This is a genomic window from Pseudomonas folii, from assembly GCF_014357575.1.
GTDB lineage: Bacteria > Pseudomonadota > Gammaproteobacteria > Pseudomonadales > Pseudomonadaceae > Aquipseudomonas > Aquipseudomonas folii.
The window spans coordinates 54,511-78,418 of the sequence record NZ_JACONW010000006.1 but is presented as its reverse complement, the minus strand read 5'-3'; the positions used below and the strand labels follow the sequence as shown (position 1 = coordinate 78,418).

Annotated in this window: 22 protein-coding genes; 14 read left to right on the top strand and 8 right to left on the bottom strand. The window is 57.2% G+C overall.

Annotated features, from left to right (window positions below; all coding sequences use genetic code 11):
* The first annotated feature begins 7 nt into the window (after positions 1-7).
* From H8S59_RS02860 to H8S59_RS02850, 3 genes are all read left to right on the top strand, one after another.
* Entirely contained in the window at positions 8-1,090 is a 1,083-nt protein-coding gene (locus H8S59_RS02860; protein ID WP_187520447.1) for a 5-(carboxyamino)imidazole ribonucleotide synthase, read from the top strand.
* A gap of 196 nt (positions 1,091-1,286) precedes the next feature.
* The gene (locus tag H8S59_RS02855) at positions 1,287-1,535 is read left to right on the top strand and encodes a GlsB/YeaQ/YmgE family stress response membrane protein (RefSeq protein ID WP_027902270.1); all 249 of its coding nucleotides are present in this window, start codon (positions 1,287-1,289) and stop codon (positions 1,533-1,535) included.
* 85 nt (positions 1,536-1,620) lie between these two features.
* Positions 1,621-2,154, top strand: coding sequence for a DUF3299 domain-containing protein (locus H8S59_RS02850; protein WP_027902269.1), 534 nt, complete (start codon positions 1,621-1,623; stop codon positions 2,152-2,154).
* A gap of 108 nt (positions 2,155-2,262) precedes the next feature.
* On the opposite strand, the gene H8S59_RS02845 is transcribed toward H8S59_RS02850, so the two are convergent.
* Positions 2,263-3,171 carry a D-hexose-6-phosphate mutarotase gene (locus H8S59_RS02845; RefSeq protein ID WP_095093042.1) on the bottom strand — a complete coding sequence of 303 codons (909 nt, stop codon included), beginning with the start codon at positions 3,169-3,171 and terminating at the stop codon, positions 2,263-2,265.
* Positions 3,172-3,364: 193 nt separating this feature from the next.
* The gene (locus H8S59_RS02840; RefSeq protein WP_027901946.1) at positions 3,365-3,766 is read right to left on the bottom strand and encodes an acyl-CoA thioesterase; all 402 of its coding nucleotides are present in this window, start codon (positions 3,764-3,766) and stop codon (positions 3,365-3,367) included.
* 481 nt (positions 3,767-4,247) lie between these two features.
* Between H8S59_RS02840 and H8S59_RS02835 the strand changes: the two genes are divergently transcribed.
* The 7 genes from H8S59_RS02835 (at position 4,248) to H8S59_RS02805 (ending at position 13,814) form a co-directional block, all read left to right on the top strand.
* The gene (locus H8S59_RS02835; protein WP_095093041.1) at positions 4,248-5,540 is read left to right on the top strand and encodes an MFS transporter; all 1,293 of its coding nucleotides are present in this window, start codon (positions 4,248-4,250) and stop codon (positions 5,538-5,540) included.
* Positions 5,541-5,711: 171 nt separating this feature from the next.
* A complete protein-coding gene (locus tag H8S59_RS02830; RefSeq protein ID WP_187520446.1) occupies positions 5,712-6,701 on the top strand; it encodes a phosphate ABC transporter substrate-binding protein PstS family protein in 990 nt (329 codons plus the stop codon).
* Between the two features lie 388 nt (positions 6,702-7,089).
* A complete protein-coding gene (locus tag H8S59_RS02825; RefSeq protein ID WP_425504552.1) occupies positions 7,090-9,123 on the top strand; it encodes an ABC transporter permease subunit in 2,034 nt (677 codons plus the stop codon).
* 69 nt (positions 9,124-9,192) lie between these two features.
* Positions 9,193-10,809, top strand: a complete 1,617-nt coding sequence (gene pstA, locus H8S59_RS02820; RefSeq protein WP_187520452.1) for a phosphate ABC transporter permease PstA — start codon at positions 9,193-9,195, stop codon at positions 10,807-10,809.
* 220 nt (positions 10,810-11,029) lie between these two features.
* Positions 11,030-11,863, top strand: coding sequence for a phosphate ABC transporter ATP-binding protein PstB (pstB, locus tag H8S59_RS02815; protein WP_027901941.1), 834 nt, complete (start codon positions 11,030-11,032; stop codon positions 11,861-11,863).
* A gap of 67 nt (positions 11,864-11,930) precedes the next feature.
* Positions 11,931-12,692 (top strand): phosphate signaling complex protein PhoU, encoded by a 762-nt coding sequence (phoU, locus tag H8S59_RS02810; protein ID WP_095093038.1) that lies wholly within the window; start codon positions 11,931-11,933, stop codon positions 12,690-12,692.
* 207 nt (positions 12,693-12,899) lie between these two features.
* Positions 12,900-13,814, top strand: coding sequence for a response regulator (locus tag H8S59_RS02805; protein ID WP_187520445.1), 915 nt, complete (start codon positions 12,900-12,902; stop codon positions 13,812-13,814).
* 153 nt (positions 13,815-13,967) lie between these two features.
* On the opposite strand, the gene H8S59_RS02800 is transcribed toward H8S59_RS02805, so the two are convergent.
* Positions 13,968-15,140: a transporter substrate-binding domain-containing protein gene (locus H8S59_RS02800; RefSeq protein ID WP_187520444.1), complete on the bottom strand. Its 1,173-nt coding sequence runs from the start codon at positions 15,138-15,140 to the stop codon at positions 13,968-13,970.
* A gap of 397 nt (positions 15,141-15,537) precedes the next feature.
* Here H8S59_RS02800 and H8S59_RS02795 point away from each other — a divergent pair, with 397 nt between their 5' ends.
* Complete coding sequence (locus H8S59_RS02795) at positions 15,538-16,434, top strand: peptidoglycan DD-metalloendopeptidase family protein (RefSeq protein ID WP_187520443.1); 897 nt, start codon at positions 15,538-15,540, stop codon at positions 16,432-16,434.
* A gap of 223 nt (positions 16,435-16,657) precedes the next feature.
* Here H8S59_RS02795 and H8S59_RS02790 read toward each other — a convergent pair whose 3' ends face one another.
* The 3 genes from H8S59_RS02790 to phoB form a co-directional block, all read right to left on the bottom strand.
* The gene (locus H8S59_RS02790; RefSeq protein WP_095093034.1) at positions 16,658-17,998 is read right to left on the bottom strand and encodes a hemolysin family protein; all 1,341 of its coding nucleotides are present in this window, start codon (positions 17,996-17,998) and stop codon (positions 16,658-16,660) included.
* Positions 17,999-18,118: 120 nt separating this feature from the next.
* On the bottom strand, positions 18,119-19,384 hold the full coding sequence (gene phoR / locus H8S59_RS02785) for a phosphate regulon sensor histidine kinase PhoR (protein WP_246475030.1): 1,266 nt from the start codon (positions 19,382-19,384) through the stop codon (positions 18,119-18,121).
* Positions 19,385-19,510: 126 nt separating this feature from the next.
* Positions 19,511-20,200, bottom strand: a complete 690-nt coding sequence (gene phoB, locus H8S59_RS02780; protein ID WP_027901508.1) for a phosphate regulon transcriptional regulator PhoB — start codon at positions 20,198-20,200, stop codon at positions 19,511-19,513.
* Between the two features lie 183 nt (positions 20,201-20,383).
* Here phoB and H8S59_RS02775 point away from each other — a divergent pair, with 183 nt between their 5' ends.
* Positions 20,384-20,740 (top strand): COG4315 family predicted lipoprotein, encoded by a 357-nt coding sequence (locus H8S59_RS02775; RefSeq protein WP_371856679.1) that lies wholly within the window; start codon positions 20,384-20,386, stop codon positions 20,738-20,740.
* A gap of 137 nt (positions 20,741-20,877) precedes the next feature.
* On the opposite strand, the gene ubiA is transcribed toward H8S59_RS02775, so the two are convergent.
* The gene (gene ubiA / locus H8S59_RS02770) at positions 20,878-21,768 is read right to left on the bottom strand and encodes a 4-hydroxybenzoate octaprenyltransferase (protein ID WP_187520441.1); all 891 of its coding nucleotides are present in this window, start codon (positions 21,766-21,768) and stop codon (positions 20,878-20,880) included.
* Positions 21,768-22,328, bottom strand: a complete 561-nt coding sequence (locus H8S59_RS02765; RefSeq protein ID WP_425504551.1) for a chorismate--pyruvate lyase family protein — start codon at positions 22,326-22,328, stop codon at positions 21,768-21,770. Before H8S59_RS02765 ends, ubiA begins: the two co-directional genes overlap by 1 nt.
* A gap of 198 nt (positions 22,329-22,526) precedes the next feature.
* Between H8S59_RS02765 and H8S59_RS02760 the strand changes: the two genes are divergently transcribed.
* Positions 22,527-22,694, top strand: a complete 168-nt coding sequence (locus H8S59_RS02760; protein WP_095093029.1) for a rubredoxin — start codon at positions 22,527-22,529, stop codon at positions 22,692-22,694.
* Positions 22,695-22,726: 32 nt separating this feature from the next.
* Positions 22,727-23,875, top strand: a complete 1,149-nt coding sequence (locus tag H8S59_RS02755; RefSeq protein WP_187520439.1) for an NAD(P)/FAD-dependent oxidoreductase — start codon at positions 22,727-22,729, stop codon at positions 23,873-23,875.
* The last annotated feature ends 33 nt before the right edge of the window (positions 23,876-23,908 follow it).

Here is a 23,908-nt window from a genome sequence, read left to right as displayed (position 1 = left end):
TTTTGCAATGAAGATCGGTGTAATCGGTGGCGGCCAGTTGGGCCGCATGTTGGCCCTGGCAGGAACCCCGCTGGGGATGAACTTCGCCTTTCTGGACCCCGCGCCAGATGCGTGCGCAGCCGCATTGGGCGAACATCTGCGTGCCGATTACGGCGATCAGGATCACCTGCGTCAGCTGGCTGACGAAGTGGATCTGGTGACCTTCGAATTCGAAAGCGTGCCTGCTGAAACCGTGGCGTTCCTGTCGCAGTTCGTGCCGGTTTATCCGAGCGCCGAAGCGCTGCGCATCGCCCGTGATCGCTGGTTCGAGAAGAGCATGTTCAAAGACCTGGGCATCCCGACGCCTGAGTTCGCCGACATTCAGTCCCAGGCCGATCTGGACGCTGCAGTCGCCGCTATCGGCCTGCCTGCGGTGCTCAAGACCCGCACGCTGGGTTACGACGGCAAGGGTCAGAAAGTCCTGCGCACTGCCGCTGACGTTGAAGGTACTTTCGCGGAGCTGGGCAGCGTTGCCTGTCTGCTGGAAGGCTTCGTGCCGTTTACCGGTGAAGTGTCGTTGATCGCCGTACGCGCTCGCGACGGGGAAACCCGTTTCTACCCGCTGGTGCACAACACCCACGACAACGGCATCCTGCGTATTTCCATCGCCAGCACCGATCATCCGCTGCAGGCCCTGGCTGAAGACTACGCCGGTCGTGTACTCAAGCAACTCGATTACGTTGGCGTACTGGCCTTCGAGTTCTTTGAAGTCGATGGCGGCCTCAAAGCCAACGAAATCGCGCCTCGCGTACACAACTCCGGGCACTGGACCACCGAAGGCGCTGAGTGCAGCCAGTTCGAAAACCACCTGCGGGCGGTTGCGGGCTTGCCGCTGGGCTCTACCGCCAAAGTGGGGGAGAGCGCGATGCTCAACTTCATCGGTGAAGTGCCTGCTGTGGATAAAGTGACTGCCATTGATGACTGCCATCTGCATCACTACGGCAAAGCGTTCAAAGCGGGCCGTAAAGTGGGCCACGCCACCGTGCGCAGCGCAGACCGCGCAACGCTGGATCGCCAGGTGAAGCTGGTTGAGGCGCTGATCAAAAAATAAACAGCCGTTGGAGCGAGGCTTGCCCGCGAAGAACGATGACACGGTACATCTGTCACGCCGCGTTGATCGATTCGCGGGCAAGCCTCGCTCCAACAAGGTTGCTGATTGAACCATTCCAACCCCGCACCTCTCTGATAGCGTGATGCCAATGGCTGACCAAGCTTTGGCATATCACTTATTTGAGAGGGAAAACGGCATGGGTATTATCGGAACCATCTTCATCGGCTTGATCGTTGGCCTGTTGGCGCGTTTCCTCAAGCCAGGCGACGACAGCATGGGTTGGATCATGACCATTCTGTTGGGCATCGGCGGTTCGCTGGCGGCCACTTATGGCGGTCAGGCGCTGGGCATCTATCAGGCAGGCGAAGGCGCAGGCTTCCTGGGTGCATTGGTCGGCGCAATCGTACTGTTGGTGATCTTCGGCCTGATCAAAAAGAAAAGCTGATGTTCAATGGCCCTCTGCGTTCCGGCACGCAGAGGGCTAGAATGCCGGGCGGTTATTCAACTTCCCATTCTTGCCGAGCCTGTCGATGCGTCGTCTCTTAGTTATCCCCCTGCTTCTGATCTGCGGCCTGGCCCGCGCTGAAATCCCTGAAACCGACTGGCTGGACCTGATGCCCAAGTCGGATCAGAAAGCCCTCGAAGCCATGCCCGAAATCGATCACAACTCCCCGGAAGCCCAAGGGACGTTTGATAGCAAAGGTGGATTGAAGCAAAGCAAGGGTTTGCCTGCTGTTATGTACTCAGCCAAGACCGTACCGGCCATGAACGGCAAGGAAGTGCGTCTTGGCGGTTATCCAGTACCACTCGAAACGGATGCCAAGGGTCACAGCACGCTGTTTTTCCTTGTGCCGTATCCCGGCGCCTGCATCCACGTCCCGCCACCACCGCCCAACCAACTGGTATTGGTGCGCTACCCCAAAGGCCTGAAGATCGAAGACATCTACACGCCGCTGTGGGTGGTTGGCAAATTGAAGGTTGAAAAGGTCAGCAATGACCTGGCTGATGCCGCTTATGCAATGGATGCAGAGAAAGCGCGAGTGGTGGTTGAGGCGGATTTGTAGGGCTTATGCAGGCCGGTAGGAGCGCGCTTGCCCGCGATGAACGATAAACTCGGTCTGTCTGACAAACCGCGTAATCGTTCATCGCGGGCAAGCGCGCTCCTACGGAAATCAGGCTTCTGACAAAGACTCAGCCCAAATACTCACATCCAGCACATGCATCTGTTCCGGCTCCAGCGTCACGATATCGTCCAGCACGTTGGCCGTTTCGACGCAGACCATGCCCTGCCATCCATCAGCGGCCATATCGTTGAAGCTTTTGGTTTTCTCGATCCACGGATTCCACACGATGGCTGACTTCGAGCCATTGGTGCAGATGTGGATTTTGCGCTGCCATGTCGGGTCGACAATGCTCAGCATGTCCGGGGTGTTGAGGTAAATGCGGTCGGTCTCGCCTGCGAATTTCACATCGCCGGACTGCTTGCGTTCTTCCCAGTTTTCCAGGGTTTCGATATAGCGCACGCCGTCGAGGCCTTTGATGCTGATTTCGCGTACATCGCTGACAGCGAAGTAGGTGTGCAATGCCTGGCTGAAGCTCACGGTTTCAGTGCCGGAGTTGTAGCTGACGAGGCTGACGTTCAGCGCTTCGTCCAGACGAATGCTCAGTTTCAGGCCCACGTTATGCGGCCAGCCTGGCAGCTTGCCTTCCGTTTTGGGCTGAATGAAATCGACGATCAGTGCGTCGTCATCTTCGGCCATACCCATCAATTCCCAGTCGATGGCGCGAACTTCGCCATGAGCCTTGGCGGGCTCGTCACTCACGCGCATGGCCTGCACACTTTCCGGGTTGCGCTGAAGATTGCCGAACCAAGGCCAGCAAACAGGCATACCACCACGAATCGGGGTGCCTTTCTTGAAAACTGCCTGATCATTGGACCAGATCAGCGGCTGCTGCCCGGCCAGTTTGTAACTGACGATATGCGCACCTTGCTGGGCGACAACGAGTTCAGCTTCACCGTGGCTGATTTTCCAGCAGTTAAGCTCATCGATGGTGACGGATTCGACCTGGGGCGTTGGCATATAAAGAACTCTCAAACAAAGACTAAGACAAAATGGACCGTGTCCAGGTCGATGAGTTTACCTTTCTCCAGCCAGCCTTACCTTCTTTGGAGTGTATTCACTGTAGGAGCTGCCGAAGGCTGCGAATCGCGGTGTTTCAGGAATAGCCCTTTCGCAGCCTTCGGCAGCTCCTACAATTACAAATTACACAGCCTCAGCGCCGCGCCGGAACCGAACGGGTGCGCCCGCTGCCATCAATGGCCACAAACACAAACACCGCCTCAGTCACTTTGCGCCATTCGCTGGACAGGGGGTCATCGCTCCACACTTCAACCATCATCTGAATGGAGCTACGGCCAATTTCCAGTGCCTGGGTATAGAAGGACAGCTGTGCGCCTACCGCCACCGGAACCAGAAACGCCATACGATCAATGGCGACAGTGGCAACGCGCCCGCCAGCGATCTTGCTGGCCATAGCGGTGCCTGCCAGATCCATCTGGGATACCAGCCAGCCGCCGAAAATATCGCCGAAGCCGTTGGTTTCGCGGGGTAGTGCGGTGATTTGCAAAGCGAGATCGCCTTGCGGGATTGGATCTTCTTGTTCGAACTCGATCATGCCTAGGGTGCCTCTGACCCATGACTCTTAGTATTGTTGCCGCGGTTGGCAGGCGCCATTCAAAACCATTTGCGTGAATAAAAAACGTTCAGCGCAGGTGGAACACCTGAAGGGGAAACTCTGCGAAAGCGGCTGAATGACAGCTGATTTCGCACAGCACCCCCGACTGACTGAGGCTTGTGCGCTACATTCCGACACACAACCGACAGTAATCCGACGGTCTGCAAGTATATCGGGCGACGCGTCATGAAACGACCATTGAGTACTGATTTCGACGATATACGCATCAGGCTGTGTGCTTTTTGAAACAATTTGCTATCGTGCCGGACCCGACAAGGCGGCATGACTGCCTGTGTCACGCAATTTTGGTGCCTATCCGCACAGTTGCTCCGGACAATCGCAGTTGCAGGCCACCCCGCCGTAACCTGCTTTACTGTCGCTAACCCTATTCAAGAGAAGCCTCCTTAGAGAAGTATTGTTCATGTCAACTGTGCCTTCGAGTACCGCGCAGCCTTCGCGCCCGCTGACCCGCAACGACTACAAGACCTTGTCGCTGTCCGCGTTGGGCGGCGCGCTTGAGTTCTACGACTTCATCATTTTCGTGTTCTTCGCTGCTGTGGTCGGCAAACTATTTTTCCCGGCGGATATGCCGGAGTGGCTGCGCATGATGCAGACCTTCGGGATTTTCGCCGCAGGTTATCTGGCGCGTCCTCTGGGCGGCATCATCATGGCGCACTTCGGCGACCTGCTGGGGCGCAAGAAAATGTTCACCTTGAGCATTTTCATGATGGCGGTGCCGACGCTGATCATGGGTCTGCTGCCAACGTATGCCCAGATCGGCATGTTGGCGCCGATCCTGCTTCTGCTGATGCGCGTCATTCAGGGTGCAGCCATTGGTGGTGAAGTTCCGGGTGCCTGGGTTTTCGTCTCCGAGCACGTTCCTGCTCGTCATATCGGCTATGCCTGCGGCACGCTGACCTGTGGTCTGACGGCCGGCATTCTGCTGGGCTCGCTGATGGCGACCCTCATCAACAGCATCTACACCCCAATTGAAGTGTCGGATTACGCATGGCGTATCCCGTTCCTGGTAGGTGGTGTGTTCGGCCTGTTGTCGGTCTATCTGCGCCGTTGGTTGCACGAAACGCCAGTGTTCGCCGAACTGCAATTGCGCAAAGCCCTGGCCGAAGAAGTCCCGCTCAAGTCGGTGCTGCGTGATCATCGCGGTGCAGTTGCTATCTCGATGTTGCTGACCTGGTTGCTGTCAGCGGGGATCATCGTCGTTATTCTGATGACTCCGACTATCCTGCAAGGCGCGACCTTCGGCTTCCCGGCTGCTGTGGCCCTGAAGGCCAATAGCCTGGCAATCGTTTTCCTGAGCTTGGGCTGCATCGGTTCGGGCGCACTGGCTGACCGCATTGGTGCTGGCCGGGTGTTCCTGTTTGGCAGCCTGGGTCTGTTGATCAGCTCATGGACCATGTATCACACACTGGCGGCCAATCCTGACTGGCTGTTCCCGATGTATGCAGTGACCGGCCTGTTCGTTGGCGTCATTGGCGCAGTGCCGTACGTAATGGTCAAGGCATTCCCGGCAGTGGTGCGTTTCTCGGGGTTGTCGTTCTCGTACAACCTGGCTTACGCGATTTTTGGCGGCCTGACGCCGATGGTCGTGACGCTCATGCTCAAATCCAGCCCTATGGCACCCGCTTGGTATGTAGCAATTCTATGCGTGCTGGGCATGCTGATTGGCTGCTACCTGATCGCCAAAAAGCGCTGATCGGTCGAGTCTGAAGACTTCCGTTTCATGCCGCGTTCTATTCAAGGCCGCCATTCCTGAGCAGGGTGGCGGTCTTTCATTTAATTGTCACAATTAAGTCATAGAGTCGTCACGCGTCCGGCCAATACTCGGGCCAACGGACCTATTTCTTCACCTCGCTCGGAGCAAGGTATGACTTTAAAGCGTTTGATCACCGCCCTCACTTTCGTTGCCGCTGGCGTCGCTACCGCCAATGCGGTTGCTGCTGTTGATCCGGCGATCAAACCGTACGTGAAGACGTCGGGTGTCTCGGGCAACCTGTCCAGTGTGGGTTCCGATACCCTGGCGAACCTCATGACGCTGTGGGCCGAGGCCTACAAGAAAGAATACCCAAGCGTAAACATCCAGATTCAGGCGGCGGGTTCTTCCACTGCGCCACCGGCACTGACCGAAGGCACGGCGAACCTGGGCCCGATGAGCCGCAAGATGAAAGACGGCGAGCTGTCGGCGTTTGAACAGAAATACGGCTACAAACCCACTGCGATTCCGGTTGCAGTCGATGCCCTGGCGGTTTTTGTGCACAAGGACAACCCGATCAAGGGCCTGACCATGGCGCAAGTGGATGCCATCTTCTCGGTCACCCGCCTGTGCGGTGCCAAAGCGGATGCCAAGACCTGGGGCGATGTGGGTATCACTGGCGACCTGGCGAACAAACCGATCCAGTTGTTTGGTCGTAATTCGGTGTCCGGCACCTACGGCTATTTCAAGGAAGAAGCTCTGTGCAAAGGCGACTTCAAAGCCAACGTCAATGAACAGCCAGGTTCGGCATCGGTCGTCAGCTCGATCAGCAGCTCGCTCAATGGTATTGGTTACTCGGGCATTGGTTATAAAACATCCAGCGTGCGTACCGTGCCTCTGGCCAAGAAAGAAGGTGGCGAGTTCGTTGAAGACAACGAAGCCAACGCTTTGAATGGTACTTATCCGCTGTCGCGCTTCCTCTATGTCTACGTCAACAAGGCCCCAAACAAGCCGCTGGCTCCGCTGGAGGCTGAGTTCATCAAGCTGGTCCTGTCGAAGCAGGGTCAGGAAGTGGTCATGAAAGATGGCTACATCCCGCTGCCACCCAGAGTGGTAACCAAGGCGCTGACCGATCTGGGCCTGCAGGAAGCTGCTGCAAAATAATCCGGGTTACGGTGGGATCTGTTCTAATCAGGCCCACCGTTAACTGAACAGTTCGCTGCCATGATCGTAGGTGGCGGGCTTTTTTTCGTCACCCCGCTGTAATGTTTTTGTCATACAGGGCGGCTAGGGTGTGCGCATGAATGATCTGGCCAATTCATCGATGAATCAGAATTCACCTGCCAAGCGCATTGATTTCAATACGCCTGAGCTGCAACGCAGGCGCCGCATACGCGCTTTCAAGGACCGTCTGACCCGTTGGTACGTCGCCATTGGCGGCCTTGCCGTGCTCGCGGCTATCACCCTGATCTTCTTTTATCTGGCCTATGTGGTTGCACCATTGTTTCAGGGCGCAAGCCTGACCAAGGAAGACGCGCTGAAGCCTGCCTGGCTGAACGACTCGGGCAAGTCGCTGATGCTGACTGTCGAAGAGCAGAATCAGGTCGGGATGCGCATTTCCGACAAGGGCGAAGCCGTGTTTTTCGGCATTGCGGACGGCGCCGAAATCAAACGCGTCAGCCTGCCGCTGCCTGCGGGCGTGCGCGTGGCTTCGATTGGTCAGGATCAACCCGGCACGCCGCTGATTGCGTTGGGCCTGTCCAATGGTCAGGTGTTGGCGTTCAGACACAGTTACCTTGTTACTTACCCGAACAACCATAAAACCATCACGCCGAGCATCACCTGGCCTTATGGCGAAGCACCATTGGTGCTGGATGAAGGGGGGCAGGCGGTTGAGCATGTCAGCATCAATGCCAATGGCGAAAATCTACTGATCGCAGGCACCACCGGCGTGCAATTGCACGTTTTGTCGCTGGCGAAAGAAGAAAACATGATGACCGGCGAGGTCACCAGCGAGCAAAGCCGTATTCAGTTGCCGCAGATGTCCGAGGCTGTGAAAGCCATCTACATCGATCCGCGCCAGCAATGGCTGTATGTGATCAATGGTCGTGCGCAGGCCGACGTGTTCAGCTTGCGTGATCGCACGCTCAATGGCCGTTACAAACTGCTTGAAGACGGCAATGCCGAGATCACCGCCAGCACTCAGCTGGTGGGTGGCATTTCGTTGATCATCGGTAACTCCAAAGGCGGGATGGCCCAGTGGTTCATGGCCCGTGACGTCGATGGCGAACAGCGCTTCATGCATATTCGCGACTTCAGGATGGGCACTGCGCCGATTACCCAGATCACTGCCGAGCAGCGGCGTAAGGGCTTCATCGCACTGGACTCATCGGGTCAGCTCGGCGTTTTCCACAGCACCGCGCATCGCACGTTGTTGGTCGAAAAAGTCGCTGACGGTTCGGGTATTTTTGCTATGTCGCCGCGTGCGGACCAGATTCTGGTAGAGCAGGGCGGTGCGTTGCGGCCGATGAGTTTGAAGAATCCGCACCCGGAAGTGTCCTGGAGCGCATTGTGGGGCAAGGTCTGGTACGAGAATTACGATTCGCCTCAATACGTCTGGCAGTCCACCGCCTCCAATAGCGATTTCGAGCCCAAGCTGAGCCTGGCACCGCTGACGTATGGCACGCTCAAGGCTGCGTTCTACGCCATGCTGCTGGCTGCGCCTCTGGCGGTTGCCGCGGCGATCTACACCGCTTACTTCATGGCCCCCGGGATGCGCCGCAAGGTCAAACCGGTAATCGAGCTGATGGAAGCGATGCCGACAGTGATTCTCGGCTTCTTCGCCGGGCTGTTTCTGGCGCCCTATCTGGAAGGTCATTTACCGGGTGTGTTCAGCCTGATGCTGCTGACGCCCATCGGCATTCTGCTCGCCGGGTTTGCCTGGAGCCGCTTGCCTGACTCGATTCGTTTGCGGGTTCCCGATGGCTGGGAAAGTGCAATCCTGCTGCCGGTGGTGCTGCTGGTAGGCTGGTTCTCGCTGAGCATGAGCCCGCATCTGGAGAACTGGTTCTTCGGCGGTGACATGCGCATGTGGATCTCCCACGATCTGGGCATTACCTACGATCAGCGCAACGCATTAGTGGTCGGCATCGCCATGGGCTTTGCCGTGATTCCGAATATTTACTCGATTGCCGAGGATGCGGTGTTCAGCGTGCCCCGCGGTCTTACGTTGGGCTCGCTGGCACTCGGCGCTACGCCGTGGCAGACCCTGACCCGCGTGGTCATCCTTACCGCAAGCCCGGGGATTTTCTCGGCGCTGATGATCGGTATGGGCCGTGCGGTCGGAGAGACGATGATCGTGCTCATGGCTACGGGCAATACGCCGATCATGGACATGAACCTGTTTGAGGGGATGCGCACGCTGGCGGCCAACGTGGCCGTGGAGATGCCTGAGTCGGAAGTGGGTGGCAGTCATTATCGAGTGTTGTTCCTCGCAGCGCTGGTGCTGCTGATGTTCACCTTTGTGATGAACACCCTCGCAGAGCTGATTCGTCAGCGCCTGCGCAAGAAATACTCGTCTCTCTAAGGAAGGTAGAAGTTCGTGAAACAGAACTCCCTCAAGAGCTGGATTAAAACAGGCGCCCCTGGCGTCTGGATGAGTGCGGGCGCGGTATCCATTGCGGTCATCATGACGCTGGGTTTGTTGTCGGTGATTGCTGTGCGCGGTCTGGGTCACTTCTGGCCGGCCGATCTGATGTACGCGCAATACGATGTGCCCAATCAGGAGAAACACGTTCTGATCGGCGAAGTCGTCGAGCAAGAGCAAGTCCCTCGCGCCCGCCTGAAGGGGGCGGGTTTGCCTGTGCCGGAAGATGGTCCGGAGTTCATGACCCGTGAGCTGGTCAAGGTCGGTAACCGTGACGTCAATCCCAGCGATTTCACCTGGGTCGTTGGCGAATGGATATCCAACCAAAGCCTGCCGCCCGAGCTGATGACCATCGAGCGCCGTGAATGGGGCAATTTTTACGGCTATCTCGTCAACGTCAAAGAAGGCGGCAAGGTCGTCGCTGAAGGCGAGGCGGCCTGGCCGACGCTGCAAGAGCGCATCAAGCGTGTCGAGGGTCTGGCTCGCGAGCTCTACCAGCTTGAAAAGAAAGACGTAGGCGCGATCAACCACGGTATTGAGCGGTTGCGTCTGCAGGCTCGCAAGCTGGAGCTGAACGGCGCGCTCGATGCGCAGGCCCAGGCTGACATGGCCAGCGAGCGCGCCGAACTGGACAGTCGCTACACCGTTATCGAAGAGCGTCTGATCTCGCTGCACGAGGCGTTTGATCGCGACAGCCTCACGGCGCGCGACGCCAATGGTAAGGAAGTCGAAATCAGCCTGGGCAGGGTCGTGCATGCCTATCAGCCTAACGCCATGGGCACGATGACCAAGCTGGGTTTTTACTTCAAGAAACTCTGGGAATTCCTCAGCGAGGACCCGCGGGAAGCCAACACCGAAGGCGGGATTTTCCCGGCGATTTTCGGGACGGTGATGATGACCCTGATCATGGCAGTGATCGTCACGCCGTTTGGTGTACTGGCGGCGGTTTATTTGCGTGAGTATGCCCGGCAAGGCCCGGTGACTCGCTTGATCCGTATCGCAGTGAACAACCTCGCGGGCGTTCCGGCCATTGTTTACGGTGTGTTCGGTTTGGGCTTCTTTGTGTATGTGCTGGGCGGATCTCTGGATCAGTTGTTCTTCCCCGAAGCCTTGCCTGCGCCGACTTTTGGTACGCCAGGCCTGCTCTGGGCGTCGCTGACGTTGGCACTGTTGGCTGTGCCGGTGGTGATCGTCGCGACTGAAGAGGGCCTGGCGCGTATCCCGCGCACCATTCGCGAAGGCTCACTGGCGTTGGGTGCGACCAAGGCCGAGACACTGTGGAAGATTGTTCTGCCCATGGCCAGCCCGGCCATGATGACCGGCCTGATTCTGGCGGTGGCCCGTGCAGCCGGGGAAGTGGCGCCGTTGATGCTGGTGGGCGTGGTCAAACTGGCTCCGTCGCTGCCGGTGGACGGCAACTACCCTTACCTGCATCTGGATCAGAAGATCATGCACTTGGGGTTCCATATTTACGACGTGGGCTTCCAGAGTCCCAACGTCGAGGCGGCACGACCATTGGTTTACGCCACGGCTCTGTTGCTGGTGTTAGTGATTGCCTTGCTCAACCTGTCGGCGGTGGCTATTCGTAACCACCTGCGCGAGAAATACAAAGCGCTGGATAGTTGATTGAAATAAAGAGGTCGCCCAACCACTGGGCTGTAGGAGCTCACGAGCAGCGCGAGGCAGCGATAGCGGTTGGTCTGACACACCGCTTCGCGGCCGTCGTTACCTCCGACCGCTTCGCGGCCGTCGTTACCTCCGACCGCTCCTACAGACCCGTTTAATCAGACAGTCATATGTGTTTGAGGGGCGATTTAACAGAATGGTTAGCGTAGGGAGCAATTCCATGCAGCATGAAAACCCGGCACGAGGCATCAACATGTCGGCACTGGGGCGCAATAAGTCAGGCTTGCATCTGGCTGACGAGACCGTGGCTATCGAAGTGCCGGGTTTGAACCTGTTCTACGGTGACAAGCAGGCATTGTTCGATGTCAGCCTGAATATTCCGAAGCAGCGTGTGACGGCCTTCATTGGTCCGTCCGGCTGCGGCAAGTCGACGTTGTTGCGCACGTTCAACCGCATGAACGATCTGGTCGATGGTTGCAGCGTAAAAGGCGCAATCAATCTGTACGGGCACGATATCTACACCAAAGGTGAAGACGTCGCCGAACTGCGCCGTCGTGTCGGCATGGTGTTCCAGAAGCCCAACCCGTTCCCCAAGACCATCTACGAAAACGTGGTGTATGGCTTGCGGATCCAGGGCATCAACAAAAAGCGCGTACTCGATGAAGCTGTCGAGTGGGCACTCAAGGCCGCAGCGTTGTGGGACGAGGTCAAAGACCGTCTACATGAATCAGCGCTGGGTCTTTCCGGCGGTCAGCAGCAACGTCTGGTGATCGCCCGGACCATCGCCGTGGAGCCGGAAGTCCTGCTGCTCGACGAACCCTGTTCAGCGCTCGATCCAATTTCGACGTTGAAAGTTGAAGAGCTGATCTACGAACTGAAATCCAAATACACCATTGTGATCGTTACGCACAACATGCAGCAGGCGGCACGGGTTTCGGATTACACCGCGTTTATGTACATGGGCAAACTGGTCGAGTTCGGTGACACGGACACGATGTTCACCAACCCGGCTAAAAAACAGACTGAAGATTACATCACCGGTCGTTACGGCTAGGTCCTGCTCAAACCCTGAAGCACCGCTGCGTTTTCGCACTTAACCGGACGTTCCAAGGACACCAAGCATGATTCATAAAGACAGCCTCACGCATCATATCTCGCAACAGTTCAACGCTGAGCTTGAAGAAGTACGCAGCCATCTGCTCGAGATGGGCGGTTTGGTCGAGAAGCAGGTCAACGATGCCGTGACTGCCTTGATCGAAGCGGACTCCGGTCTGGCCCAGCGCGTTCGTGAAGTCGACGACCGCATCAACCAGATGGAGCGCAACATCGATGAAGAATGCCTGCGTATCCTGGCGCGTCGTCAGCCGGCGGCTTCAGACCTGCGTCTGATCATCAGCATTTCCAAGTCGGTAATCGACCTGGAGCGCATCGGTGATGAGTCGACCAAGATCGCACGTCGTGCCATTCAGTTGTGCGAAGAAGGCGAATCACCGCGTGGTTACGTCGAAGTGCGTCATATCGGCGATCAGGTGCGCAACATGGTTCGCGATGCCCTGGATTCGTTTGCTCGCTTCGACGCCGAGCTGGCGCTGTCCGTGGCTCAGTACGACAAAATCATCGACCGCGAATACAAGACGGCCCTGCGCGAGCTGGCGACCTACATGATGGAAGATCCGCGTTCGATCTCCCGGGTACTCAATGTGATCTGGGTCCTGCGTTCGCTGGAGCGTATCGGCGACCACGCCCGGAATATTTCCGAGCTGGTCATCTACCTCGTGCGCGGAACCGACGTACGGCACATGGGCCTCAAGCGCATGAAAGAAGAGGTGCAGGGGATCAGTAGCGAAAGCGCTAATGTTCCGGACAAATCTGACGATAAGTAAGATTGCCTGCGAAAAAACGCCCAGCTCGCAGCTGGGCGTTTTTGTTCTCGGGATTAACAACTTCCAGCCGCCCGCGAATTAAATGTCCTGGCGCCGTCAAACAGGTTGGCCTTTGGCCATCAGCCAGCGCTATGCTTGCCGAAATATAGGGTGTGTTCAGCATCAACGCGGTTCGCCAGCAGTGGCGACACACCCGCAGGAGCGTCGATGAGTAAGATCAGTGTTTTGATTGTGGATGACGCGACTTTCATTCGCGATTTGGTTAAGAAAGGTCTGCGCAATTATTTTCCCGGTATTCACACCGAGGACGCCGTCAACGGTCGCAAGGCTCAGGTCACCCTGAACCGCGAAGAATTTGACCTGATCCTGTGCGACTGGGAAATGCCGGAGATGTCTGGCCTTGAGCTGCTGACCTGGTGCCGCGAACAAGACAATTACCTGAAAACCGTTCCCTTCATCATGGTCACCAGCCGTGGCGACAAGGAGAACGTGGTGCAGGCGATTCAGGCTGGCGTGACTGACTTTGTCGGCAAGCCGTTCACCAACGAACAGCTGCTGACCAAGGTCAAGAAAGCCCTGGCCAAAGTCGGCAAGCTCGAAGCCGTAATGTCCACCGCGCCGTCGCGCATGAACTCGCCGCTCAATGACTCGCTCAGCGCGCTGACCGGCGGCAAGGCCGAGGTGGTTCGTCCGACGGCCAGCCCTGCTGTAACCGCTGCTCCGGGTTTTGGGGGCATTGCCGCGGCGCCGCCTGTACCCGCAAAAACAGCAGCGAAAGAACCTGCAGGTCGTGGTCAGGGCCAGTTGCGTCTGCCGAGCGGTATCCAGAGCTGTGTGATCAAGGCGCTGACCCTCAAGGAAGCCTTGTTGGTGGTGCGCCGCAGCGAGATCCTGCCGCAGATCCTTGAACAGGCCGTACTCGATCTGGAGCAGGGTGAGAGCAATGAAGTGGCGCGTCTCAACGGCTACCTTCACGCGATCGTTGCCTTTGAGCAGAAGCCTGACAGCGAATGGCTGCAAGTGACCTTCCGCTTCACCGATCAGGACGCGCAGAAGCTGGACTACATTTCCCGCCTGATCGCCCGCGGCACGGTGCAGAAGCACTTCTCGCCGGGGGCGTGATTTCGCATCAGGACGGCTGCCTGAAGGAGTGTCTTTCGGAGCAGCCCAGGTTGTCGTGCGATAACAACGCGGGACCGACTACTGTCGCCCCCGCGTTTTTTGATTACCTTCCAGGCTGCAAGTAGTCGCAGGTGGCCGCTTCAGGCTCATGGCTTACTGTGCTTTATGCCCCACGTACGCCATGCACTCTATTTCTATCTTGCCGTTGGCCACTAGCTTGCCCGCTTCAAAAGTCGTCCGCGCGGGAAAGCGGTCAGCTGCAAAGTAGCCGGCATATACCTTGTTCATGTCGGCAAAGTCTTTGATGTTCGCCAGTATTACCGTGCATTTCACGACGTCCTTGAGTGATGATCCATTGCTCTCAAGAATCTTGCGCATGTTGTCCATGATCGCTTTCGTCTGAGCGGCAGTGCTTTCTGGGAAGTGGCCATTGGCGTCATCTCCCAGCAGCCCTGACAAATACAGAAAATCACCGGCCCGAACGGCTTGTGAAAATGGCTTTCCTGCGCCCGCACCCATGAACTGGAGCGATGAGGCGTTGGTCATGCCATTGGACATCGGGGCAAGGTAGCGCTCGACAATGGCTTGTTGCGTGCCATCTGCCTTCAGAGTGGCAAGCGCCTCATTGATTTTCAGCTTGAGAGTCTGATCACTTTTACGTACAGCCATGGCAACCCCGCTACCCAGCATCGGATCCGTTATGGGTGGGCTCGCGAAATCGAATCGACTGCCCTCTGGCTTACTCAGTAGCGCTTCGGAAATCTCGATAGAGTCCTGCAGAGTCGCGTCGAGCTCCCCGGTCAGAAGTTTGCCGATGAGTTCGGCATTCAAACCAAAGCTCTGTACGTCCACTTCTTTACTGGCCCACGCAGCCAGAGCAAACGCCTCCCGGCTGGTGCCTTTGAGTACGCCAATGCGCTTGCCTTTCAGTGCTGCGGCTGTGGGCTCAAGCAGCGAGCCTTTGGCCGCTACCAACCGGCTGGAGAGTGGGTACATGACATCTGTGAAGTCGACTTGCTGTTTGCGTGCATCGGTCGGTGTCATAGGCATGATCACGTCGAATGCATGTGCCTGGAGTGCGGCAATATTGGTGGCATAGGGTTGATCGACCCATACGCACCGTACGTTCATCCGCGCACAAATCGCATTACCCAAGTCAATATTCAACCCAACCAATTCGCCATTGATATTGCGACTTTCGAAGGGAGGGACATCAGCTTCAATACCGAACCGGACTTCGGTGACCGCTAGAGCGGGTAGGGAAAGCAATCCGGTAATTGCCAATAAAATGAGGGAATAAGCTGATTTACTTTTAATGGTAGGCAAGATAACAGGCCTTTATGGGTAGATAGTATTTAATTGATTTGCACAGCCCCCATCCTGTAAAGCTTTGGTGGTGGGTTCGGGTATTGCAGAGGTTAGGAATAATTGTATTGACTGGCAAATTTTGCTGGACGAAAAATTATTGATTTATATGTCCTTGTTAAGAAACTTATAGGCGATTAGTTGTGTGAAAGTTGATGTTGTTTTGTAGGATGCCGCCCGCATTTCGCTGTTACATATTCAGCATTTTAAAGATGTAGGCTGAGCGCGCGTCTGCATGGTCGGCGTCTGACGCGATTTCCTTGACGCCCGATCTGTTCCCGATTGATACAGCTGAGTCCTCATTCGCAGGAATCGCTGGTAGGCTTGCCTCATCTTCTTTACAAATCAGACCCATCCCATGATCGAGCGCTTACTCATTCTGTGTGCTCTGTTGCTGGCTGCGCAAACGGCCGGGGCGCTGACGATCTACAAATTCACCGATGCCAACGGCGTGGTCTCGTTCACCGATCGCCCGACGCCGGGTGCAGCCGTTGTGGTGTTCAAGGATCGGATGGTTGAGCACATCGAGCGCCAGGTGCACCTGAGCACCAAGCGGGATAAAGGCGTGGACAGCCTTTATGTCCGTAACGACCTGTACGCGCCGGTTGAAGTTGAGCTGAAAATCAGTGGCGGGAAGAACGTCCTTGGCGTCGCCGACCAGACCATTCGTCGCACGATTCCGGCCCGTGGCAATGAGCGGGTCACGGTCCTGAGTCCCAAAGTCATCGGCAAGCCCATGAGCTACAAAACCAGCCTGCGTTCTATCGTGGGTGATCCGCAACGCACGAGTCTGGCGTATCGGTATCCACTGCCGTGGGTGGGCGGGCCGTTTCGTTTGAGTCAGGGGCCTAACGGCAAGTACAGCCACTATGGCCCCAAAGGCCGCTATGCCATGGACATCGCCATGCCCGAAGGTACGCCAATCATCGCAGCGCGAGGTGGCGTGGTCGTCAAAATCGAAAACGACCAGACCGGCAAAGGCTCGAATCCGTCAGGCAACTTCGTGCGAATCCTGCACAACGACGGCACCATGGGCGTTTATCTGCACCTGATGCGTGGCTCGGTCAGCGTCAAGGAAGGTCAGCACGTCATCGTAGGCAGCGCCCTGGCGCGCTCCGGCAACACCGGCAACAGCAGCGGCCCGCACCTGCACTTCGTCGTCCAGCGCAACGTGGGCCTGGCGCTGGAGTCCATCCCCTACGAGTTTGCACAGCCGGTGCAAAGCCTGCCTAATTTTGCGGTGGGTGGGAATTGAGAGGTTTGCCGAGTTAACACCTGTGGGACCGGATTCATCCGGGAAGGCGTCATTTTGGACGGTACAATCATGTCGAATGTATGGGCCTCTTCCCGGATGAATCCGGTCCCACTGGATCAGCTCTGCAGTGAGAGTTCGGTACTAAAAGTGCAAGTGTATTGGCTGTTGAGGCCCGAATCTGCCAATTTACTTGCACCTCAGTCGTCACGCCGACGCGACAGCCTCAATCAATCTTGACCACTTTAGCCAATACGATTTTCGGACCTTTCATCTTTTTGATGATGATCCGCAGACCTTCGAATTCCATGACTTCCTCGACTTCCGGCACCCGCTTTAGGGTCTCATAGATCAGGCCTGCCAGGGTTTCGGCTTCCACATGGTCCAGATCGATGCCCAGCAGACGTTCGACCTTGAACAGCGGTGTATCGCCGCGCACCAGCAGTTTGCCTGGCTGATAGGCGAGGATGCCGCGCTCGACCTTGCGGTGTTCGTCCTGAATATCGCCGACCAGCACTTCGAGCACGTCTTCCATGGTCAGGTAGCCAATGATCTTGCCGTCGGCTTCTTCCACCAGGGCAAAGTGCGCTCCACCCTGACGGAACTGCTCAAGCAGGCGCGACAGCGGCATGTGTTTGGACACCCGCTCAAGCGGACGCGTCAGCTCGGCCAGGTTGAAGGATTCCGGGATGTGGTCCAGTGCCGCCAGTTCGAGCAGCAGGTCTTTGATGTGCAGGAGACCGACAAACTCGCCTCGGTCGGCGTCGTATACCGGATAACGGCTGAACTTGTGACGGCGGAACAAGGCGAGGATTTCTTTGAGCGGCGCGTTGAAATCCAGCGTCACCAGGTCTTCCCGGGAGTTGGCCCAGTCGACCACCTCCAGTTCACCCATCTCCACGGCGGACGCCAGCACTCGCATACCCTGATCGCTCGGATCCTGGCCACGGCTGGAGTGCAGAATCAGTTTCAGCTCTTCACGACTGTAGCTGTGCTCATGATGCGGACCAGGCTCGCCTTGGCCAGCAATGCGCAGAATCGCGTTGGCGCTGGCGTTGAGCAGGTAAATGGCCGGGTACATCGCCCAGTAGAACAGGTACAGCGGCACCGCCGTCCAAAGCGACAACAGTTCCGGTTTGCGGATCGCCCAGGATTTGGGGGCCAGTTCGCCGATCACGATGTGCAGGTAGGAGATGATGAAGAAGGCGGTAAAGAACGACACGCCTTTGATCACTTCCGGTGAGTCCACGCCCAGGGCCGCCAGCAAAGGCTCCAGCAAGTGCGCGAACGCCGGCTCGCCGACCCAGCCCAGTCCCAGCGAAGCCAGGGTGATACCCAACTGGCAAGCGGAGAGATAAGCGTCAAGTTGGCTGTGAACGGTGCGCAAGATGTGTCCGCGCCAGCCGTTTTTTTCGGCAATGGCTTCAACCTTGGTTGAGCGCAGCTTGACCATGGCGAACTCTGCCGCAACGAAAAAACCGTTGAGCAGGACCAGAACCATTGCGAAGAGAATCATGCCGAAATCGGCGAACAGTGAAGCGAGGTTAAAACCAGGGGAAGGGTCCATGATGGAGTTTTACGGGTTCCGTTTTAGCGAGAGAGGTTATTGCTGCACCGATATTGGGTGCACAAGAGCCGCAATGTAGCGGCTCAATGCCTGCTTGCCTAGTGGCGGAGGTGTCGCAGGCTAGGCTTGGGCCAGCTGGATCGGTGGAAAATGGCAGGTAAATACGCTGCCTTTGCCCGGCACGCTGTTGATTTCCAGTGTTCCCCGATGGCGCAGCAACACATGTTTGACGATGGCCAGGCCCAGACCCGTTCCACCAGTATTGGAGGCGCGGCTGGAGTCCACGCGGTAGAAGCGTTCGGTCAGGCGTGGCAGATGCTTGGTTTCGATGCCGATCCCTGAATCCTGCACGCTCAGGTGCGCGCCACGCTCGTCGGCCCACCAGCGGATCTGGATTTTGCCTTCGGCGGGGGTGTACTTCACAGCGTTGAAAATCAGGTTGGAAAACGCGCTGCGCAGTTCGGTATCGCTGCCCTTGAGCAGCGCGTCGGTTTCGATATTAAGGTCGATCTGCTGATTTTTGTTGCCGGACAACGCCTGCGCATCATTGGTGATGGTCTTGAGTAATGTGCTCACGACGATCGGATGGTTATCCGACGGATAGTCTGTCGCTTCGAGCTTGGCCAGCAGCAACAAGTCGTTGAGCAGCGTCTGCATGCGCCCGCCTTGCTGATGCATTTGCTGCAAGGCGCGCACCCAGCGCGGGTTCACTTCTTCGACGTTATCCAGCAAGGTTTCCAGATAACCGAAAATAACCGTCAGCGGCGTGCGCAGCTCGTGGGAAACGTTGGCGACGAAATCCTTGCGCATCTGTTCCAGCTGATGAATACGCGTGACATCGCGCACCAGCATCAGGTGCTCGTTGTTGCCATAGCGAGTGATGAGCAACTGAATGCGCACCCGGTCATTGGTGGGCGAAGGGATTTCCAGTGGTTCGGCGAAGCTGTCCTGCTCGAAGTATTCCTTGAAACGCGGATGACGCACCAGATTGGTCACCGGCTGGCCGCTGTCTTGCGGGGTTTTGAGGCCCATCAGGGTTTCAGCGGCGCGGTTCCACCATTCCAGGTTGCCTTCGCTGTCGAGCATGATCACCGCGTCCTTGAGGGCGGCAGTGGATTCCTGCACACGGTCGATCACCGCTTGCAGACGACCGCGTACACGCTGGTCACGGCGTTGCAGGTGATAGATGCTGTCAAAGACTTCGCCCCACAAACCGTAGCCATCAGGCGGCGGGTCGTCGGTCTGGTGGTTACTGAGCCATTCGTGCAGGCGTAATAGTTGTTTGAGGGTCCAGGCCAGATACAGCCCCAGACCGATGGCCAGACTCCAGCCATATTCGCCGCTGATCAGTCCGACCAGGAGGCAGGCCGTCACCAGCAACAGCATGTGGCGGATCAGGGTGCCATGCCAATTTTGATTCAATTAAACGTACATCCATGTCGAGCGCATACCGGACGGTTGCGCCATTCGTTTGCGGCGATCTGTTTGAGCTGTCTGTCCAGGAGCAGGGTGTCAGCTTTTGGTAGAGAAGCGATAGCCCGTACCGCGCACGGTTTGTACCAGATTTTCATAAGCGTCACCGAGGGCTTTACGCAGGCGACGAATGTGCACATCAACGGTACGTTCTTCGACATAAACATTGCCTCCCCAGACTTGATCCAGCAATTGGCCGCGAGTGTAGGCGCGCTCCTGATGGGTCATGAAGAATTGCAGCAAACGATATTCAGTCGGGCCCATCTCGGCAGGTTTGCCATCGATGGTCACGCGGTGGCTGATCGGGTCGAGGAGCAGACCGCCCACTTCGATAGGCGCCTCGCCATCGGTAGGGCCTGCACGGCGCAGCACAGCCTTGAGGCGTGCGACCAGTTCGCGAGGAGAAAACGGCTTGGTGATGTAATCGTCGGCGCCGACCTCGAGCCCCTGGATCTTGTTGTCCTCTTCACCCTTGGCGGTCAGCATGATGATCGGGATATCCCCGGTCAGCTCATCACGCTTCAGGCGTCGGGCCAGTTCGATACCGGATGTGCCGGGCAGCATCCAGTCGAGCAGGATCAAGTCCGGCTTGCGGTCTACGATGATTGCATGGGCTTGCTGAGAGTTCTCTGCTTCCATGCAGTCATAGCCGGCCATTTCCAATGCAACGGCGATCATTTCGCGAATTGGCGCTTCGTCGTCAACGATCAGAATGCTCCTGCCAACCATGCTTGAACCTCTTGTCATTTAACTGTCTTGGGGCGCATTAGATAACGGAATTATTGCAGTCGTGTGACAGTCAGGGTAGGGGCTAGCATGCCATGTTCTTTAAGGACTAATGTGCAGTCTCGTCCGACAACGGATTCCACATAAAAAGAGGATCTACCGATGCTCAAGATTTCATCGACATTCATGGGCTTGATGGCGGCTGCGGCACTGGCGTCTTCCAGTCTGGTTATGGCTGCTGAGCCAGGTATGACCGGAGAAAACGGCTACCTCACCGACCACAGCGGTAAAACGCTTTACACCTTTGACAAGGACTCGGTAGGCAAGTCCGTTTGCAACGACACATGCGCAATCAACTGGCCGCCATTGGCCGCTGAAGCGAACACTCAAGCGTCCGGGAAGTGGACGCAGCTCAAACGCGACGACGGCAAATTACAGTGGGCCTATGGCGGCAAGCCGCTGTACTTCTACAAGGATGACAAGAAAGTCGGGGATGTCACTGGCGATGGCAAGGGCGGCGTCTGGCATACCGTCAAACCGTAGCGCCACATAGCATCTGTGTCGCAACTGCAATACCTGTAGGAGCGAATTCATTCGCGAAGGGGGCGGCGCATCTGTTGCATATGTGCCGCTTGAACGGCCGTCTTCCCGAATGAATTCGGTCCCACGGGGCTACCGCATCACCGCAACGCATAATCCACAACAATCCCGACAAAGATCGCCAACCCTGCCCAATGATTATGCAAAAACGCCTTGAAACAGGCGTCACGGCCGCGATGGCGGGTGGACCAGAACTCCCAGACGAAACATCCCGCTGCTACCAGCAGACCCAGGTAGAAATACGCCCCCAGTTCAAAGCGCGCACCGGCCAGCAACAGGCAACCCAGGGCCAACCCTTGCAGCGTCAGGATGATGATCCGGTCAGCATCGCCAAACAACACGGCGGTGGATTTCACTCCAATCTTCAGATCGTCTTCCCGATCGACCATCGCGTAATAGGTGTCGTAAGCCACTGTCCACAGCAGGTTGGCGATGTACAACAGCCACGCAGCAGCGGGAAGACTACCGGTTTCGGCAGTGAACGCCATCGGCATCCCCCATGAAAAGGCCGCGCCCAGCACCACTTGCGGGTAATAGGTGTAACGCTTCATGAATGGATAACAGGCTGCCAATGCCAACCCGCCAAATGACAGCCAGATGGTTGTCGGATTAGTCAGCAGTACCAGCAGGAAGCTCACCAGCACCAACGCTGCAAACAGAGCCAGCGCCTCCTTGGAACTGACTTTGCCACTCACCAACGGCCGCTGTTCAGTGCGCTTGACGTGACCATCGACCTTGCGGTCGGCGAAGTCATTGATCACGCAGCCCGCCGCACGCATCAGGAACACGCCCACCACAAAAATCGCGATATTGAGCAGCGACGGCGAACCTTCACCGGCAATCCATAGCGCCCAGAGCGTCGGCCACAACAATAGATAGATGCCAATCGGCTTATCGACGCGCATCAACTGGATGAAGTCCCATATGCGCGGATTCAGGCGATTGAGGGATTTGAGTAGCGTCAAGTACATCAGCAGTGCTCCACGGTGCGAATCGTCTGCCAGAGCGTCGGCAGGAAGACTTCGGCCACCAGTATTTTCAGAGGGCCGCGGCTAAAGCATGAGCGTCGTCCCCATAAACCTTCGGCGGCGTCTGATACGGGCAGCCACGCCGCTGGATAACGACAGACCTGCAGCGAGCCGCGGTCGAATTCCGGATCACAGAACAACAACTCGCCCAGTGAACGCGTGCCCAGTTCATCCATGTGCAGGCCGCTTTCCTGCAGCGTGCTACGCGCCGCAACACTGCGGGCGAATACCCACTTCTCGTCATGCCCGCGCAGATAGACCTCGCGCACCCAACCGATGCTTTGCTCTGGCAGATCCAGCGCGACACACTCATCGTCGCGCAGCGCTTGCCAGCCTTCGACGAGCGGCGTGACACTGAAATGGTCGGAAGACAAGGTAGTCAGGCGGCGGGTCAACGAGTCCCGGTGAAACAGCCACGTCTGAACCAACGGTTCGACGTCAACCTCAAGCGACTCGCGCTCAAGCCAGTTCACAGGGTGGGCAGGGGGGGTTTGCTCAGTCACGGTAAGCATTTTTAGGCTGATTGAGGCCGCGAGCTTAGCATGATTGCCCCCGCCAGCCGACGACCGGCAACGCCCTGTAGTGATCACCGGGGTTGCATGTCGGCGTCGTGATCAGTACAAAACGCCCTGAGTTTGGCGCAAGCGTGGCACCTCACGACCGCGTACGCCCCAATTAGCCTGAAAACATGAGAGATAACGATGAAAAAGTGGCAATGCATTGTCTGTGGCCTGATCTACAACGAAGCCGATGGCTGGCCGGATGACGGCATTGCGCCGGGCACTCCATGGCAGGATGTTCCCGAAGATTGGCTATGCCCGGACTGTGGCGTAGGCAAAATGGATTTCGAAATGATCGAAATCGGCTGATCCGATTTTTACTCTCTGGTTTGGAAGTACGTATGAACGCACCTGTTGTGATTGTTGGCACTGGCCTGGCGGGCTACAACCTCGCTCGGGAATTTCGCAAGCTCGATGGCGAAACGCCGCTGCTGCTGATCACTGCTGATGACGGTCGCTCCTACTCCAAACCGATGCTCTCCACCGGCTTTGGCAAGAACAAGGAAGCCGATGGTCTGAGCATGGCTGAACCTGGCGCAATGGCCGACCAACTCAAGGCCGAAGTGCGTACCCACACCCGCATCAGTGGCATCGATCCTGGGCACAAACGCCTGTGGATTGGCGAGGAGGCGGTTTACTACCGCGACCTGATCCTCGCCTGGGGTGCCGAAACCATTCGCGTGCCGGTAGAGGGTGATGCCACCGACTCCGTCTTCCCGATCAATGATCTTGAGGATTACGCCCGTTTTCGAGCTGCGGCAGCGGGCAAACGTCGGGTGCTGATTCTCGGTGCCGGGCTGATTGGCTGCGAGTTCGCCAATGACCTTATTCTGGGGGGCTACGAAGTTGACCTTGTGGCGCCTTGCGAGCAAGTAATGCCGACCTTATTGCCTCCCGCCGCCGCAACTGCCGTGCAAGCAGGTCTGGAGAGTCTCGGTGCGCGTTTCCACCTCGGTCCACTGATGACCCGCTTGCAACGCACTGCCGATGGCCTTGAAGCGCACTTGTCCGATGGGCAGGTCATTCAGTGCGATGTGGTGGTCTCCGCCATCGGCTTGCGCCCACGAGTCGATCTCGCTGCGGCGGCAGGCTTGCAGACTGGCCGCGGCATCATCGTTGACCGGGAGCTGAAAACCTCTCATGCCAATATCTATGCATTGGGCGACTGTGCCGAAGTGGACGGCTTGAATCTGCTGTATGTCATGCCGTTGATGAGCTGCGCCCGCGCCTTGGCCCAGACTCTTGCGGGGACTCCGAGCGCAGTCAAATACGGCCCCATGCCGATTACCGTAAAAACCCCGGTGTGTCCCCTCGTTGTGTCGCCGCCGCCTCGTGGCATCGAAGCTATCTGGAGCGTTGAAGGGCAGGGCGCTGACATCAGAGCGCTGTGCCACGACCCTGCAGGCAACCTCCTGGGCTATGCCCTGACTGGAGCGGCAGTGATGGAGAAACTCGCTCTGAATAAGGCGCTTCCAGCCCTGTTGGCATAAATACTGGACGTTCTGTCGGATAAGCCACATTTT

Coding starts and splice junctions, on each gene's coding strand:
- phoB (WP_027901508.1), bottom strand. CDS start 20,200: ATGGTTGGCAGGAGCATTCTGATCGTTGACGACGAAGCGCCAATTCGC.
- pstB (WP_027901941.1), top strand. CDS start 11,030: ATGCAGCATGAAAACCCGGCACGAGGCATCAACATGTCGGCACTGGGG.
- pstA (WP_187520452.1), top strand. CDS start 9,193: ATGAGTGCGGGCGCGGTATCCATTGCGGTCATCATGACGCTGGGTTTG.
- H8S59_RS02830 (WP_187520446.1), top strand. CDS start 5,712: ATGACTTTAAAGCGTTTGATCACCGCCCTCACTTTCGTTGCCGCTGGC.
- H8S59_RS02845 (WP_095093042.1), bottom strand. CDS start 3,171: ATGCCAACGCCCCAGGTCGAATCCGTCACCATCGATGAGCTTAACTGC.
- H8S59_RS02760 (WP_095093029.1), top strand. CDS start 22,527: ATGAAAAAGTGGCAATGCATTGTCTGTGGCCTGATCTACAACGAAGCC.
- phoR (WP_246475030.1), bottom strand. CDS start 19,384: ATGCTGTTGCTGGTGACGGCCTGCCTCCTGGTCGGACTGATCAGCGGC.
- H8S59_RS02790 (WP_095093034.1), bottom strand. CDS start 17,998: ATGGACCCTTCCCCTGGTTTTAACCTCGCTTCACTGTTCGCCGATTTC.
- H8S59_RS02855 (WP_027902270.1), top strand. CDS start 1,287: ATGGGTATTATCGGAACCATCTTCATCGGCTTGATCGTTGGCCTGTTG.
- H8S59_RS02850 (WP_027902269.1), top strand. CDS start 1,621: ATGCGTCGTCTCTTAGTTATCCCCCTGCTTCTGATCTGCGGCCTGGCC.
- H8S59_RS02860 (WP_187520447.1), top strand. CDS start 8: ATGAAGATCGGTGTAATCGGTGGCGGCCAGTTGGGCCGCATGTTGGCC.
- H8S59_RS02835 (WP_095093041.1), top strand. CDS start 4,248: ATGTCAACTGTGCCTTCGAGTACCGCGCAGCCTTCGCGCCCGCTGACC.
- H8S59_RS02805 (WP_187520445.1), top strand. CDS start 12,900: ATGAGTAAGATCAGTGTTTTGATTGTGGATGACGCGACTTTCATTCGC.
- ubiA (WP_187520441.1), bottom strand. CDS start 21,768: ATGTACTTGACGCTACTCAAATCCCTCAATCGCCTGAATCCGCGCATA.
- phoU (WP_095093038.1), top strand. CDS start 11,931: ATGATTCATAAAGACAGCCTCACGCATCATATCTCGCAACAGTTCAAC.
- H8S59_RS02840 (WP_027901946.1), bottom strand. CDS start 3,766: ATGATCGAGTTCGAACAAGAAGATCCAATCCCGCAAGGCGATCTCGCT.
- H8S59_RS02755 (WP_187520439.1), top strand. CDS start 22,727: ATGAACGCACCTGTTGTGATTGTTGGCACTGGCCTGGCGGGCTACAAC.
- H8S59_RS02775 (WP_371856679.1), top strand. CDS start 20,384: ATGGGCTTGATGGCGGCTGCGGCACTGGCGTCTTCCAGTCTGGTTATG.
- H8S59_RS02795 (WP_187520443.1), top strand. CDS start 15,538: ATGATCGAGCGCTTACTCATTCTGTGTGCTCTGTTGCTGGCTGCGCAA.